The sequence below is a fragment of the Streptomyces griseus subsp. griseus genome, assembly GCF_000720255.1.
Classification (GTDB): Bacteria; Actinomycetota; Actinomycetes; order Streptomycetales; family Streptomycetaceae; genus Streptomyces; species Streptomyces griseus_I.
In genome coordinates this window covers 92172-107231 of record NZ_JOJE01000021.1, presented here as the reverse complement: position 1 = coordinate 107231, position 15060 = coordinate 92172, and the positions used below count along the sequence as shown (strand labels likewise).

At 75.1% G+C, this 15060-nt stretch carries 10 protein-coding genes; 4 read left to right on the top strand and 6 right to left on the bottom strand.

Features of this window, described 5'->3' with window-relative positions:
• Positions 1–81: 81 nt before the first annotated feature.
• From IG99_RS27035 to IG99_RS27025, 3 genes are read left to right on the top strand one after another with little or no spacing between them, the layout of a single operon-like run.
• Positions 82–1251 (top strand): ATP-binding protein, encoded by a 1170-nt coding sequence (locus IG99_RS27035; RefSeq protein ID WP_037677986.1) that lies wholly within the window; start codon positions 82–84, stop codon positions 1249–1251.
• A gap of 4 nt (positions 1252–1255) precedes the next feature.
• A complete protein-coding gene (locus IG99_RS27030; RefSeq protein WP_051865916.1) occupies positions 1256–4879 on the top strand; it encodes a vWA domain-containing protein in 3624 nt (1207 codons plus the stop codon).
• Positions 4876–6705, top strand: a complete 1830-nt coding sequence (locus IG99_RS27025) for a hypothetical protein (protein WP_037677984.1) — start codon at positions 4876–4878, stop codon at positions 6703–6705. Before IG99_RS27030 ends, IG99_RS27025 begins: the two co-directional genes overlap by 4 nt.
• A 27-nt stretch (positions 6706–6732) precedes the next feature.
• Here IG99_RS27025 and IG99_RS27020 read toward each other — a convergent pair whose 3' ends face one another.
• The 3 genes from IG99_RS27020 to IG99_RS27010 all read right to left on the bottom strand — a co-directional run bounded on the left by IG99_RS27020 (position 6733) and on the right by IG99_RS27010 (position 9960).
• A complete protein-coding gene (locus tag IG99_RS27020; RefSeq protein ID WP_037677982.1) occupies positions 6733–7752 on the bottom strand; it encodes a sigma-70 family RNA polymerase sigma factor in 1020 nt (339 codons plus the stop codon).
• A 76-nt stretch (positions 7753–7828) separates the two neighbouring features.
• Positions 7829–9571 (bottom strand): glycoside hydrolase family 15 protein, encoded by a 1743-nt coding sequence (locus tag IG99_RS27015; protein WP_037677981.1) that lies wholly within the window; start codon positions 9569–9571, stop codon positions 7829–7831.
• A gap of 197 nt (positions 9572–9768) precedes the next feature.
• Entirely contained in the window at positions 9769–9960 is a 192-nt protein-coding gene (locus IG99_RS27010; protein ID WP_037677979.1) for a CsbD family protein, read from the bottom strand.
• Between the two features lie 423 nt (positions 9961–10383).
• On the opposite strand from IG99_RS27010, the gene IG99_RS27005 reads away from it, so the two are divergent.
• On the top strand, positions 10384–11646 hold the full coding sequence (locus IG99_RS27005) for an MFS transporter (protein WP_037677977.1): 1263 nt from the start codon (positions 10384–10386) through the stop codon (positions 11644–11646).
• 24 nt (positions 11647–11670) lie between these two features.
• On the opposite strand, the gene IG99_RS27000 is transcribed toward IG99_RS27005, so the two are convergent.
• From IG99_RS27000 to IG99_RS26990, 3 genes are all read right to left on the bottom strand, one after another.
• The gene (locus tag IG99_RS27000; RefSeq protein ID WP_037677976.1) at positions 11671–13074 is read right to left on the bottom strand and encodes a PfkB family carbohydrate kinase; all 1404 of its coding nucleotides are present in this window, start codon (positions 13072–13074) and stop codon (positions 11671–11673) included.
• Entirely contained in the window at positions 13071–13700 is a 630-nt protein-coding gene (locus tag IG99_RS26995; RefSeq protein ID WP_037677975.1) for a D-sedoheptulose-7-phosphate isomerase, read from the bottom strand. Before IG99_RS26995 ends, IG99_RS27000 begins: the two co-directional genes overlap by 4 nt.
• Positions 13701–13788: 88 nt before the next feature.
• On the bottom strand, positions 13789–15051 hold the full coding sequence (locus IG99_RS26990) for a glycosyltransferase (RefSeq protein WP_051865914.1): 1263 nt from the start codon (positions 15049–15051) through the stop codon (positions 13789–13791).
• Between the last annotated feature and the right edge of the window lie 9 nt (positions 15052–15060).

Below are 15060 nucleotides of genomic sequence, written 5' to 3'. Positions count from 1 at the left end.
GTCCATGAGGTGCCGGCACACGCACCGCCCCGAACGGCCTCCGTCCATGACCCGTACCAGTGACATCCCGAAGGGCCGCCGATGACCAGCGCTCTCGTTCCCGACGCCGTGCGTCAGATCGTGCCGCCCGAGGAGCGGTACGCCACCGAGCTCGCCTTCCTCGCCACGTACGACGGCGGGCCGCGTCCACCCGCGTGGCGGCTGACGCCGCGTGCCGTCGTCACGTTCGTCATGGGCAGCGACGGCCAGGCCCTCCGGCTGCCCGACGACGCGGAGGTACCCGAGGGCGTGCCGCGCCGCATGGTGGTTCAGGGCAAGTTCGTCGGCGACCGGGCGCTGGTGGAGCGGTGTGTCGTCACCCTTGCCGGTGAGCGCGGTCTGCTGCTCGTCGGCGAGCCCGGCACCGCCAAGTCGGTGCTGTCCGAGCTGCTGTCGACCGCGGTGTGCGGCACCAGCGGCCTGGTCGTGCAGGGCACGGCCGGCACCACCGAGGACCAGCTCAAGTACGGCTGGAACTACGCCCTGTTGCTGGCCCAGGGCCCCAGTCGGCAGGCACTCGTGCCCTCACCGGTGCTCACCGCCATGGGCCGGGGAGCGATCGCCCGGGTCGAGGAGGTCACCCGCTGTCTGCCCGAGGTGCAGGACTCCCTGGTCTCCCTCCTCTCGGAGCGGCGGATCGCCGTCCCCGAGCTGGCGGGCACGGACGACGCCCTGGCGCACGCCGCGCCCGGCTTCAACCTCATCGCGACGGCCAACCTGCGCGACAAGGGCGTCTCGGAGATGTCCGCCGCGCTCAAGCGCCGCTTCAACTTCGAGACCGTCGGCCCCATCGGGGACCTCGACGCCGAGACCGCGCTGGTGCGCAGCCAGGCGCGGGCCGCCGTCGAGCGGGCCGGGGCGGCGTTCCGGGTCGACGACGCCGTGCTGGAGGCTCTCGTCACCGCGTTCCGCGATCTGCGGGAGGGCAGGTCCACGGAGGGCTGGGAGGTGGAGCGGCCCTCGACCGTGATGAGCACCGCGGAGGCCGTCGCCGTCGCGGGCGCGCTGGGGCTCGCGGCGGCGTACTTCCCCGGCGACCGCGATGTGCTCGGGCTGCTGCCCGGCCACCTCCTCGGCGTCGTACGCAAGGACGACCCCGCCGACGCGGCCCGGCTGCGCGGTTACTGGGACGGACCCGTCCGCCGCCGCGCCGAACAGGGCTCCGCCACCTGGCGCACCCTGTGGGACCTGCGCACGGTCCTGGAGGGCTGAGGTCGTGTCCCACCCCGCCCTCTCCGTCGGCCTCTCCCCCGGCCTCTCCCCCGAGGAAGCCGTCGCCCTGCTCACCGACCCGGCGACGGGGCCCTACCTCATCGGCGTACGGCACCACGCGCCCTCCCTGGCCGCGGCCGTGCCCGCGCTGCTGGACGAGGCGGAGCCGGACGTGCTGCTCGTCGAGCTCCCCGCGGAGATGCAGGAGTGGCTGCCCTGGCTCGCCCACGAGGAGACCCGGGCGCCGGTCGCCCTCGCCGCCGCCCCCGGCGCCGCGGGGGCCGACGGGGCGGGCGGCCCCGCCTTCTATCCCTTCGCCGACTTCTCACCCGAGCTCGCGGCCGTACGGTGGGCGGCTCGGCGTGGGGTGCCGGTGATCGCCTGCGATCTGCCGCTCGCCGACCGGGCCTGGGGAGAGGAACGGCGGGCGCCGGGCCGGGTGCCCGAGGTTCCCCGGCTGTCGGACGCGCTGCGGGCCCGGCTCACGGGGCGTCCGGGTGAGGATCTGTGGGACCGGCTCGTCGAAGCGGCCGCCCCGGGCTCTCCGGTCGAGGCGCTGCGGCGGGCGGCGCTGCTCACGGGGTGGGCGCTGCGGGAGGACGCGGCCGCGTCGGGGGGAGTGCCGGAGCTGGATCTGCGACGGGAGCGGTGGATGCGGGCACGGCTGTCCGACGCCACGGCGAACGGGGAGCGGGCCGCCGTGGTGGTGGGGGCGTTCCATGCTCCGGCTCTCGCGGGGGATGCGGGGCAGGGGCCGGCCGACGCGTCCGACCCCTGCGAGGTCACCGACGGCGCCGGTCGGACGGTGTGGACGACCTCGCTCATTCCGTACGCCTACGCGCTGCTGGACGAGCGGTCCGGTTACCCGGCGGGGATCCGGGATCCGGAGTGGCAGCACATGGTGCTGGAGGCGGCGGGCGATCCGGCCGCGCTGGAGGAGGCGCTGACTCGGGCGGCCGTGCGGGTGTGCGCGGAACTGCGGGTTCTCGGCCATCCGTCCGGTCCCGCCGACGCGCGCGAGATCACCCGCCTCGCCGGAGATCTGGCACGGCTGCGCGGGTTGCCTGCGGCCGGGCGGGGCGAGTTGGTCGAGGCCGTACAGACGGTGCTGGCGCAGGGCGAGCCGTACGGGCGGGGGCGGGCCGTCGCGCGGGCGATGGAGCGGGTGCTCGTCGGCACGCGCGGCGGCCGGCCCGCGCCGGGCGCCCCTCGGAGCGGTCTCGCCCCGGCGGTCGAGGCGGAGGTGGCGGAGCTGGGGCTGCCGGGGCCGGGCGACCGCGGTTCCGACGCGAGCCGGGATCTGCGCCTCGATCCGCTGCGTTCCGATCTCGACCGGCGGCGTGAACTGCTCCTGCGCAGGCTGACGGTGTGCGGAGTGCCGTACGGGGAGGCCAAGGAGGTTGTCGGCGCGGGTGGCACGGAAGCCCTCACCTCACGCTGGGAGGTCCGCTGGACGCCCGCCACGGCGGCCATGCTGACCACGGCCGGCGTGCGGGGAGTCACCCCCGCCCAGGCTGCCGAGGGCGCGTTGCGTGCGCGGCGGCGCGTTGATGAGGACGAGGGCGGCCCTACGGCGGCGCAGGCTCTGCGGGGGCTTCAGGAGGCGGCCGAGTGCGGTCTGCCCGAACTCGCGGACGAACGGCTCGCCGATGTCACCGAGGTACTGCCGCCGTCCGGCACGCTGTCCGAACTCCTCGTCGGGCTCGAGCTGTTGGACCGGGTGAGGGCCGGACACATCGCCGGGCTGGGTGCGGACGCGGAGCGCACCGACAGGGCTGCCGCGGTGGCCGAGCTGCTCACCGCAGCCGCGGTGCGCCAAGTGGACGGCCTCATGGGCTCCGAGGATCCGGCCGACGCCCACGCCCTGCTCGAACTCGCGCACCGCGCCGACCTCCAGGGCGGTCTGCGGCTCACCGACGCCCTGGCGCGACTGGCCGTCGACGGCTCACCGCTGATGCGGGGTGCGGCCGGAGCCGTACGGGTCCTCCTCGGGCACGAGGACGCCGAGGTGTTCGGCGGTCGGGTCGCGTCCTGGGTCGACGGGGCCCGGTCCGCCGAGTCCCGGTCCGCTCTCACTGCCCGCCTCACCGGGCTGCTCACCGCCGCGGGCCCGCTTCTGGAGGCGGCGGCCCCCGCGCTGGAACCGCTGCTCCGCCGGGTGTCCGAGCTGCCCGACCGGGCCTTCCTCGAACAGCTCCCCGCGCTGCGGGGTGGCTTCGACACGCTCAGCCCGGCCGCCCGTGACCGTCTCCTCGCCGCGGTCGAGGAGCGCCTCTCCCCCGCCCGCCCCCTCTCCGACACGGGCGGCGTCGACCCCGCCGCCCTCGCCGTCTGGACCCGGGCGGACCTCGCCGCCCGGGAGACCCTTGAGCGGCTGGGACTTCTGCCGTCGCGCGGGCGCCAGGAGGACGCCGAAACCGTGTCCAGCCCCACCGAACAGAACACCGACCCCGCCGGCTTCGGCTCCGGCTCCGGCTCCGGCGAGGGCTCCGGCGCGGCGGGGGCCAAGGACCACCACCTCTCCCCCGCCGACCGCTGGCGCCTCCTCCTCGGTCGCCGGGCCGATCGGCTGCCTCGGTCCGCTGCCGCGATGGCCACCGCACTGGACGAGTTGTACGGCAGTGGCCGCGGTGAGGGCAGCAGGGGTGAGCTGCCCGGGCCCGGCGGTGGGAGTGGGGGTGGCCGGGAGGCACCGTATCCCGGGGTGCGGGAGTGGTCGGAGGAACTGGCGGCGCTGTTCGGGCCCGGTGTCCGGGAGGAGGTGTTGGCGGCGGCCGCCGCGTCGGGGCGCAGGGACGTGCTCGCCGAGCTTGACCCGGACAGCGTGCGGCCCTCCGTCGATCTGCTGCGCACGGTGCTGGGGCACGCGGGTGGTCTGCCCGAGGCACGGCTGGCCGCGCTGCGTCCGCTGGTGCGGCGCCTGGTCGACGCCCTGACCCGGGAACTGGCCACCCGGCTGCGCCCCGCGCTGCACGGCACCGCCCTGCCGCGCCCCAGCCGGCGTCCGGGCGGCGGCCTCGATCTGGCCCGCACCCTGCGGGCCAATCTGGCGACCGCTCGCCGGGGCCCGGACGGTACGGTCCAGGTCGTACCGGAGCACCCGGTCTTCCGTACGCGCGCCCGGCGCGCCGCCGACTGGCGGCTGATCCTGGTGACCGACGTGTCGGGGTCCATGGAGGCGTCCACGGTCTGGGCCGCCCTCACCGCGTCGGTACTGGCAGGAGTGCCGACGCTGTCCACGCACTTCCTGGCCTTCTCCACCGAGGTCATCGACCTCACAGGCCACGTCGACGACCCGCTGTCCCTGCTGCTGGAAGTCAGTGTGGGCGGTGGCACCCACATCGCCGCGGGCCTGCGCCACGCCCGCGAGCTCGTCACCGTGCCGTCCCGGACCCTCGTGGTGGTGGTCAGCGACTTCGAGGAGGGTTATCCGCTCGGCGGACTGCTCGCCGAGGTCCGCGCCCTGGCGGGTTCCGGCTGCCATGTCCTGGGGTGCGCGAGCCTCGACGACGCGGGCCGCCCCCGGTACTCGACGGGCGTCGCCGGACAGCTCGTCGCAGCCGGTATGCCCGTCGCCGCTCTCAGCCCGCTCGAACTCGCCCGCTGGGTAGGGGAGAAGATCGCATGACTCCGCAGCTTCCTCCGGTCGCGCCGGCCGTGACCGCCGAACTCGTGGGGGCGCTGTCTCCCCGGCTCCGCAAACGGCTGGACGCGGGCGTCGCCAAGCTGACGGCCCGGCCGGTGGTCCTCGACGGTGACACCGCGCGCATCGCCGTGGATGACGACACCGACCTGGAACTGCGTGCCCCCGGTGGTGTCGTGACCAGCGCGGACGCGATCCGCTGCGGCTGTCTCCTCGCCCCCGGCTGTCTGCACCGCGCCGCGGCGGCCTCGGCGGCCCCGGTGGCCGACGTCGCACTGATCACCGACGCCGGGACGGACACCCGTGCCGAAACCGCCGCCGGGACGGACACCCATCGCAAAACCGCCGCCCGCACCGAAGCCCGCACCGGCGGCAGCACCGCGGGCGACACCGCCCCACCCGGCGACGCCCCCACCCCCGCCCAACGCACCGCCGCCGGAGCCGTTCACGACGCCGGGGCCGCCGTGTTCGAAGCCGGTGTCGACGGGGCCGGGGCCGTCCTCCAGGCGGAGCTGCTGCGCGCGGCGCACACCGCACGGCTCGCCGGGCTGCCCCGAGCGGCCGCGTCGGCGGTGTCCGTGGTGACGGGGCTCAGGGCGGCCCGGTCCGCGGACCCGGCGTACCGACTCGCCGACCTGGTCACGGCGCTGCGCGACCTCCTGGCCAACGCCCACCGTCTCCCGTACGCGACCGGCCCGGAGCTGGCCGCCCTGCGTGGCACCGCACGGCAGCCGTACGTCCCGGACGGTTCGCTACGTCTCTATGGACTGTTCTCCGAGCCCGTACTCACGGCGACCGGTTACGCGGGCGCCGTCACCTGGGCCGCCGACGCCGACGGCCGTCTCTACACGGTCCCCGACGTGGCTCCGGGCGGCTCGGCCCGGGCCGTGGGGGCGGCCGACCGCGCCGTCCGCATCGGTGACACCACCCTGACCCACCGTGAGCTGTCGCGCGCCGGACTCGCCGTGTCCGGCGCCACCGTGTCCCCGACGGGGCGTCTGGGGGCAGGGGCGGGCGTACGGGCGGTACGGGCATCCGGGGCCTCATGGCGGAGCGAGCCACTCGACCGGCTGTGGGCCATGCCCGTCGCAGAGCAGGCGTCCGCCGCCCTGAGCCGCGACCGCACTGACGGTGGCCATGGACTGCTCTTCCTCGACGTCACGCTCCTCGGCACCGTCCGCGAGGCGGCGGGCGACTGCCTGCTCGCCGACTGTGCCGGCGTGACCGTGCGACTGGCCGCCGCCCACGACGATCCGGCGTTGCCCCACCGCGACAACCTCCGGCTGCTCGCGGGCGCGGCGGGCACCCGGCTTCGTGTCGTCGCCCGTCTCACCCCGGGCCCGCTCCCCCGGGCGCTGCTCCTGGCCATCAGCCATCCTTCCGATCCGGAGGGCCGCCTCGACCTGGGCCTCGACCGACTCCTGCACGCGGACCTGCCCACGCCGGGGCGGCTGCCCTCAGCCGTGGCGCCGCCCACCCCGGACGAGGCCCCGCTGCATCTCCTGCGCCGTCGCGTCCATCAGTCGGTCTCCGGGGGACGTCGGGTGCTGGCCTTTCCCGGGAGTGGGGCGCATGACGGTCGGCGCCTCCGTGCGTACGGCCTGGCGACGGCCGGCGATCTCCTCGACGAGCTGCACGCCGCTGCCGCGGACCGTGCCCGGGACACCTTCGGGCGGCTCCTGCCCGCGGACACCGACCAGTTCGTCCGAGCCTGGCTGGCCGCCGCGCTCTACACCGACGACGTCGACCGTGCGCTGTGCGCGGCCGCGTGGGGTGCGGACCCGGGGCGGTCGTCGCCGCTCGCTGTGTGAGGCGGGTGCGGGCGAGGGTGGCGGGGGTCAGCTCGCCCAGGCCAGCAGGCGCTCCCGGGTGTCCGGCGCCCGCAGCCGCGCCAGCGACTCCTTCTCCAGCTGGCGGACACGCTCGCGGGTCAGGCCCACCTGCTGGGCCACCTCCTTGAGGGTGCGCGGCCGGCCGTCGTGCAGGCCGTAGCGCAGGCTGAGGATCATGGCCTCGCGGGGCGCGAGGGTGCCGACGGCCTCGTGCAGTTCCTCCGCGAGGGCCTGGTACTCGGCGACCTCCGGGGCCTGGAGTACCTCCGTGTCGGCGATGAGGTCGCCGACGACGGTCTCGCCGGTGTCGTCCACCGGTGTGTCCAGGCTGACCGCGTCCCGTCCGACGCGGCGCAGCCAGGCGACCTTCTCCAGGGGGAGGCCGCTCTCCGCCGCCACCTCTTCGGCGGAGGGCTCGCGATCCAGTCCCAGCTGCAGCCGGCGTTCGATCTTGGCGAGCTTCTGCAACTGCTCCACGACGTGCAGGGGCAGGCGCACCGTGCGGGCGTGTGCGGCGAGGCCGCGCTCGATGGCCTGGCGGATCCACCAGGTGGCGTACGTGGAGAACTTGAAGCCCTTGGTGTGGTCGAACTTCTCCACCGCCCGGATCAACCCCAGGTTCCCCTCCTGGATGACGTCGAGCAGCGGCAGCCCGCGATGGGCGTGCCGCTTGGCCATCGACACGACGAGCCGCAGGTTGGCGCGGACCATGTGGTCCTTGGCCGCCAGCCCGTCGTGGGTGGCGCGTTCGAGGTCCCGGCGGCGCTCCGGCGGCAGGGCCCGTTCGCCTGCTTCGGCCTGTTCGAGTTCCGCCACGGCGTGCACGCCCACCTCGATGCGCTGCGCGAGCCGCACCTCGTCCTCCGCGGTGAGCAGCGGTGTCGCCGCGATCTGGGACAGGTACTGGCCCAGTAGATCCGGTTCCTCGTCGGGCTCGGGTATCCGGCTGCGCAGCCGCGCCGTGCGGGCGGACGCGCGCCGGTCCTCCCAGGGGCCCGCGGAGACTGCCTGTGCCAGGGGAGACATGCCTGTGTTCCTCCGTCCCCTCCTCGTGCCAAAGAGCACGGGTACCCGGGGAACACCGGGCGAACCGGTCAGGCGTCTAAGGTGTCCGCTCGCCGAGTCGTACGGCGCCCTCGAGGAGCAGCGCGTGGACGAAGGCCTGCGGGAGGTTGCCGCGCAGTTGCCGCTGGGCGACGTCGAACTCCTCGGCGTACAGGCCGGAGGCCCCGCAGGCACCGCGGTTGCGTTCGAACCAGCGGTGCGCCTCGACGGCCCGGCCCTGCTGGTGCTCGGCGAGGGCCATGACGAACCCGCACATCACGAACGCGCCCTCGGCCTCCTCCAGGGGCCTGTGGTCGTGGCGGAAGCGGTAGATGAAGTGGTCCTGGGTCAGTTCGCGGCGGCAGGCGTCGAGAGTGGCGCGGGTGCGGGCGTCCCCGGCGCCCGACAGGCCCCGCACGGAGGGCAGCAGGAGGGCGGCGTCGACCGTGGGGTCCTCGGGGCTGCGCTGCCAGTGCCCGTCGGGGTGGACACAGGTGCTCCCGGTGGCGGTGAGGACGGTGTCGGCCAGGCTCGCGCAGGTATCCGCGAGCGGGTGGCGGGGGGCGGCGGCGGCCAGCTCCCGCAGGCCGGCGACGCAGGCCAGCCTGCTGTGCGTCCACCATCGGTCGTCGAGTTCCCAGATGCCGGCGTCCGGCTCGCGCCACCGCTCGGCGACGGCACGCACCGCGAGGTCGGCGGCCTTCCAGTGGTCGGCGTCGAGGCGGTCGTGGCGGGCGGCGGCGGCGAACAGCTGCAGGGCCTCGCCGAAGCAGTCGAGCTGGAACTGCCGGTTCACCCAGTTGCCGACGCGGTCGAACCCGCCGGGGTAGCCGGGCAGGTCGAGGTCACGTTGTTCGGGTACCGGGCTGCCGTGGACGGTGTACGCGGGGACGAGGCGCGGTCCGTCCTGGAGCAGGCGGGCGGAGACGAACCGTACGGCGTCGTCCAGCAGCTCGTGCGCCCCGGCGGCCGCGGCCGCCTGACCCGCATAGCTCTGGTCGCGGATCCACACGTACCGGTAGTCGTAGTTGCGGCCCTCCTCGGCGCGCTCGGGCAGGCTGGTGGTGGCCGCCGCGACCATGCCGCCGCCCCTGGCGGTGAGGCCGCGCAGCACGGCGTACGACCGGCGCGCGTCGGCGACGGCGATGGTGTTCTCCAGACCGGGGACCGCGGCCCGCCACGCGGCCTCGGTGGCGGCCCACGCCCGGTCGGGACGCGGTCCCTCGTGCGGCAGCTCGGTCCTGGAACATTCGAGGACCAGGTCGCGGCGCTCGCCGGGCTGCAGCGTGAGATCGGCGGTCAGGCCCTGTTCGCCCACGACGGCGGAGCCCGCTCCCTGCCAGCGCAGCCTGAGGTCGCCGGTGCGCAGGCGCCATACGCCGTCCTCGTCCCGGCGGACGGAGGTGAGGGGCTCCCGGCCGTACCCGGCGTGCGGGTCGAGGACGACGGCCAGGTGGGCGGGGCCGTCGACGGCGTGCACCTGGCGGAGGAGGACGAGGCGGTCGGGATCTCCTGGGAAGGCCAGGGCCTCCCGGCACTCGATGACGCCGCTGTCGGTGACCCAGCGGCTGCGCCAGATGAGGGTGCCTTCTTCGTAGTAGCCGCCGAAGACGTACCGGCCCCTCGGGGTGATGGCGTAGCCGCCGCGGCCGCCGATGAGGGAGGCGAAGAGGGCGTCGTCGTGCCAGGTGGGGGCGCACAGCCAGCCGATGGCGCCGTCCGGTCCGATCAGCGCGCCGCGCTCCCCGTCGGCCAGTAGCGCGTAGTCGTGCAGCGCGTGTGGCTGAAAGGGTGTGCTCATGGCTGTCGGCCTTCCCTCCGGGTGCGGCGCACTGGGCCTTGGGGAGCTACGGGTACCCGGAGATCGCGGAGGACAACAGGGGCGAGGGAGACGCTTCTACGGTCACGCCTGGACAGCGGGAACCGCCGGACGCGGGAGCGGTGCCGGGTGGTCCCCCGGCTCGTCTCGCCGCCCGGCGGTCCGCTGGGCGCCCTGGGTCAGGTGCGGTCGCGCTTCGTGGAGCGGGCCGTCTCCCGGGCGTGCTCCTCGGCCTTTCCGCGGATGTTCTTGGCTTCGCCGCGCGCCTGGTCGAGCCGGCCCTCGGCCTGCTTCTCGCGGTCGCCGGTCACCTTGCCGACCATCTCCTTGGCCTTGCCCTTCATCTTGTCCGTGCCACCCTTGCGGGCCATGACTCCTCCTTGGGGGGTTGGGTGAGTCGCTTGCCCGCCCAACGTAAACGGGAGTCGGAACGACCGCGCGTTGAACCATCACGCACTGTAGTCAAGGCAGTTGGTGTGGGCCCCTGTGATCAACCCCACTTGCCATCGCAAATCCATTGCGGGGGTGGGACTTTGATGCCGGTGCGACGGCCCTACGAGGCCGCTGGGGCGTCGGCTCGGGGTCCGTTCTGCCACGATGGGGCGCGCCGTATCACGGCTGGTGGAGTGGCCGCACAGCGCTGCCGGACTCCGACGACAGACTCCGCCGACTGCGTCCTCCGACTCCTCTCCGAGTAACGCTCTGTGACTTCCTCTCCTGCTCCCGCCCTGCCCGCCTCCGCGCCCGCCCGGGGCGCCTCCCGCTCGCCATGGCGTTCGCTGCGCTACCGCAGCATGCGCTGGTGGTCCGTGGCGAACCTCGTGTCGAACGCCGGTACGTGGATGCAGCTCACGGTGCAGAACCTGCTGGTCCTGCAGATCACCGGGTCCGCCGCGGTGACCGGCCTGTCCATTTCGGTGCAGGCGGCGCCCGCGCTGCTCGTGAGCGTGCTGGGCGGTGCGGCGGTCGACCGCTGGCCGCGCAAGGTGACCGCCGCGGTCAGTCAGGCGCTGCTCGGTGCGATCGCGTTCGTGACCGCGGTGCTGGTGGCGGTGGACCGGCTCGACATGACCACGCTGATGGTGCTGGCGGCCGTGACCGGCACGATCGCCACCGTCGACGGGCCGGCGTGTGCGTTGCTGGGCAACGATCTCGTGCCGGCCGCGGACGTTCCCTCCGCGATCGGGGTGGGCGCGCTGGTGCACAGTGCGGGGCGGCTGGCCGGTACCGCGCTGGCGGGGGTGGCCGCGGGGTTCCTGGGGACCTCGGCGGCCTACTTCGGAAACGGGCTGTCGTTCCTGTTCGTGGCCTCGGTGATCCCGTTCCTGCGGGCGGCGCCGGGGGCGTCCGAGAGCGACGTCCCCCCGTCCTCACAGGCGGCGGGACGCGAGAGCGGGCCGGGCGACGGGATGACCGTACGGCAGGGAGTGGCCTTCTTCGTACGGCGGCCGCGGCTGGTCGCGCTCGCCGGTGTGACCGGGATCAGCGCGGTCTTCGGGCGTAACTACGGGCTGACGCTCGCTGTGCTGGTCACGGGGCCGCTGGCCGGGGGCGCCGGGTCGTTCGGGACCGTCTCCACGGTTCTCGCCGTCGGCGGGATCCTGGGCGCGGTGCTGGGGGCGCGGCTGCGCCGGCCGTCGGTGCGGCTGGTGGGGGTGCTGGCGGCCGCGGGGGCGTTGCTCCAGGTGGTGGCGGGTCTGTCGCCTTCGTTGGCCGTGCTGATGGTGCTGGTGCTGCCGATGGCGGTGGTCGAGTCCGTCTCCGACACCGCCGGGACGGCGGTCCTCCAGACCGATCCGCCGCCGCATCTGCGGGGTCGGGTGCTGGGAGTCTGGGGCAGCGTCGGCACGGTGTGGAGCCTCGGCGGGCCTCCCGCCCTGGGTCTCCTCATGGAACTCGTCGGTGCCCGTGGCGCGCTCGTCGCCGGCGGGCTGATCATCGCGGGTTCCATCGCGGCGGGCTTCCTCCTCCGTGAACGCCGCGTCGCCGCGCCCGTGAGCATCCGGCCTCCCGAGGGCGATGTGACGGAACGGGAGGCTCTGGGAGCGGCGGCGTAGCGGGCTGCGGCGAGGTCGGCCTCCTCACCCCGCACCCGCCCGCGCTCCCCCCGTCGCCGCCCTCGCCGCGCGGTGGGTGAGGAGGGTCGTGGAGTGGCCGTCGAGGTAGGGCAGGACCACGGCCTGGCCGTGCCAGGTGCGCAGTACGGCTGCTTCGGGGAGGTCCTGGACGGAGTAGTCGCCGCCCTTGACCCAGACGTCCGGGCGCAGGCGGGTCAGGACGGCTTCCGGGGTGTCCTCGTCGAAGACCGCGACGGCGTCGACGCTGCCGAGGGCGGCGAGCACACGGGCGCGGTCGGTGACCGGGTTGAGGGGGCGGCCGGGGCCCTTGCGGCGGGCGACGGAGGCGTCGGAGTTGAGGCAGACGATGAGGCAGTCGCCGATGCGCCGGGCGCTGTCGAGAAGGCCGACGTGGCCGGCGTGGACGAGGTCGAAGCAGCCGCCGGTGGCCACCACGGTGCCGCCCCGGGCGCGTACGGCCTCGGCGAGCTCGAACGGGTCGGTGCCGGGGGCGTCCGCCGGACGCGGCGGTGCCTCGGTGCGCCACAGGTCCTCGTTCCCCGCTCCGCCCGTCGCGACGAACGCGGCGGCCTCGGCGACGGCCCGCTGCAGCGCCTCCTCCGGCAGGAGGCCGTCCGCCAGCGCCGCCGCCGTCGTGGCGGCGAAGCAGTCGCCCGCGCCGCAGGGGTCCCCGGTGGCCTGGTAGGGGCTGGGCACGAGCATCGGTGTGGCGGCGCCCGGCCTGGTCAGCAGGACGCCGCGGTCGCCGAGCGTGATGGCGACGCCCGCCGCGCGCCAGCGTTCCGCGAGCTCGGCACCGCGTTCGGCGTACGCACCGAGGGAGGTGCCGTCGCCCCGGCACAGGGCGCGCGCCTCGGCCGCGTTCGGGGTGACGAGCCGCGCTCCCGACACCGGCGGGTCGCCCTGGGGATGCGGGTCCCAGATCAGGGGCGTACGGCGGACCACGGCCTCCAGGTGCGGACGTACCGCCTCGGCGGTGTGCCGGCCGTAGTCGGCGACCAGGACGGCTCGGGCCCCTTCGAGCGCCTCCCGTACGGCGTCGTCGGGTTCGCCGGGTGTGCCACCGCCCCGGTCGATACGGACCACCGGGCGGCCGCCCGCCAGTACCCGGGTCTTCACCGGCAGGGTTCCGTTGAGCGGTATCTCCAGCAGGCGCACCCTGCCTTGGAGGTCACGCCGTACGGCTTCGCTGGCCGGGTCGTCGCCGAGTGCGGTCACCAGGACCACCTCACGGCCGCCGCGGGCCGCGAGGGCGGCCGCGAGTCCGGCTCCGCCGGGGTGGCGCCGGTTGCTCGTGACGTCGACGACGGGGGCCGGGGCGTCGGGCGCCAGCCGGGTGGCGACGCCCTCGATGTCCTCGTCGAGCAGGACGTCCCCGACGACCGCGAGCGGCTTGGGGCCGGTCATGACGCCCTCCCGGGCGATGCGGCGGTGCCGCGGCGCGCGACGGGCGTCGTCACGGACGTGTCGAAGGCCTCGCACAGCAGGTGGACGGCGACGAGGTGGGCCTCCTGCACGGTCGCCGTACTGTCCGCGTCGATGCACAGCGACTCGTGGGCGGCGTCGACGAGCGGGTTGGGCCCCCGTCCGGTGAGCGCCCACACCCGCAGTCCGGCCGAGCGGGCCGTCACGGCCGCCGCGATCAGGTTGGAGCTGCGGCCGGAGGTGGACAGCAGGACGAGGACGTCTCCGGCGCGGCCGTGGGCGGTGACCTGGCGGGCGTACACGTGGTCGAAGCCGTAGTCGTTGCCGATGGCGGTCACGCTGGAGGTCTCGGCGTGCAGGGCGATGGCGGCGTAGGCGGGCCGCTCACGGCGGTAGCGCCCGACGAGTTCGGCGGTGAGGTGCTGGGCCTGGGCTGCGCTGCCGCCGTTCCCCGCGGCCAGCAGCCGGCCGCCGCCGGTGAGGACGGTGGCGAGGTGTGCGCCCCATTCGGTGATCCGGCCGAGGCCCGACCGGCGGAACCGGCCGAGGGCCTGTTCCAGGGACCGGCAGTGCAGGTGTGCGGCTTCGAGCGCAGGGTGTTCGGTCATGGTCGTCGGGAGTACCGCCTCGTCGGGACGGCGGGGCCCGCACCTCCTTCGGGAAGTCGAGCGAACCGGATCGGGTCATCGGGATGCGTCACCCCGCTCCTGTTGCCGCCTCCTCCTCGTCCAGGACCTCGCAGTACGCCGTCTCGGTGGCCGCCGCCACCTGTGCCCAGCCGTAGCGGCTGAGGACCCGGCGGCGGCCGGCCACCCCGCAGGCCTCGCGGGCCGCCGGGTCTGCGAGGAGGTCACCGACCGCGCGGGCGAGCGCCTCGGGGTCGCGCGGCGGCACCAGGCGTCCGGTGCCGGGGTCGGCGACGGTGTCCAGCTGGCCGCCGACGGCACTGGCGACGACCGGTCTGCCGCAGGCCATGGCCTCCAGCGGGACGATGCCGAAGGGTTCGTAGTCGGCGGGGCACACGACGACGTCGGCGGAGCGCAGCAGCGCCGGTATCCGGTCGCTGGGGAGACCGCCCGTGAAGTGGACGCGGTGGGCGACGCCGGCCTCGTGGGCGAGGGCGCGCAGCCGTCGTACCTCGGGATCGTCGTCGAGGAGGTGCGGCCGGGGGCCGCCGACCACGACGAGTTCGGCCCCGGGCAGCAGGGTGAGCGCGGCGACGGAGACCGCCCCGCCCTTGCGCGGGACCAGGCGGCCGCACTGGAGCAGCCGGTAGGGGTGGGTGCCGCGCGGTGCCACGGGGCCGCGCGGGGTGAAGCGGTCGGTGTCGACTCCGCACGGTACGACGGTCACCTTCTCGGTGGGGATGCCCATCCGGGTCAGTTCGGCGACCTCGTCCCGGCAGGTGGCGACGATCCGGTCGCAGCCCAGGCCGACCTCGGTCTCGCAGGCGATGCGCTGGGGCGGGCTGGTGTCGGCGAGCTGCTGGTGCCGTCGCTTCACCGTGCCGAGCGCGTGGTACGTGTGCACCAGCGGCAGCCCGGTCTCACGGGCGGCGCGCAGCGCGGCGAGGCCCGACATCCAGAAGTGCGAGTGCACCAGGTCGGGAGGTCTGGTCCGCCAGATACGGGCCAGGTAGCGGCCGAACTCCGGCATGTGGGGCGGGAGTTCGTCCTTGGGCAGCTGCTCGGGCGGTCCCGCGGGCACATGGTGCACCTGGACGCCCTCGCGCAGCGGCACCCGGTCGGGCAGATCGGGTGTGTCGCGGCGGGTGTAGACGGTCACGCGGTGGCCCCGGTCGGCGAGCGCGCCCGCGAGGCAGGCGACGTGGACGTTCTGCCCTCCTGCGTCGACCTCGCCGAGCGCGGCGAGCGGGCTGGCGTGCTCGGAGACCAGCGCGATCTCGAGGACGCCGGGAGCGGCCGGGCCGGTCGGGAGGGAGCCGATGGACGAGATCATGAGCCGGCC

Coding starts and splice junctions, on each gene's coding strand:
- IG99_RS27015 (WP_037677981.1), bottom strand. CDS start 9,571: ATGAGCACACCCTTTCAGCCACACGCGCTGCACGACTACGCGCTACTG.
- IG99_RS27025 (WP_037677984.1), top strand. CDS start 4,876: ATGACTCCGCAGCTTCCTCCGGTCGCGCCGGCCGTGACCGCCGAACTC.
- IG99_RS26995 (WP_037677975.1), bottom strand. CDS start 13,700: ATGACCGAACACCCTGCGCTCGAAGCCGCACACCTGCACTGCCGGTCC.
- IG99_RS27010 (WP_037677979.1), bottom strand. CDS start 9,960: ATGGCCCGCAAGGGTGGCACGGACAAGATGAAGGGCAAGGCCAAGGAG.
- IG99_RS27005 (WP_037677977.1), top strand. CDS start 10,384: ATGCGCTGGTGGTCCGTGGCGAACCTCGTGTCGAACGCCGGTACGTGG.
- IG99_RS27000 (WP_037677976.1), bottom strand. CDS start 13,074: ATGACCGGCCCCAAGCCGCTCGCGGTCGTCGGGGACGTCCTGCTCGAC.
- IG99_RS26990 (WP_051865914.1), bottom strand. CDS start 15,051: ATGATCTCGTCCATCGGCTCCCTCCCGACCGGCCCGGCCGCTCCCGGC.
- IG99_RS27020 (WP_037677982.1), bottom strand. CDS start 7,752: ATGTCTCCCCTGGCACAGGCAGTCTCCGCGGGCCCCTGGGAGGACCGG.
- IG99_RS27035 (WP_037677986.1), top strand. CDS start 82: ATGACCAGCGCTCTCGTTCCCGACGCCGTGCGTCAGATCGTGCCGCCC.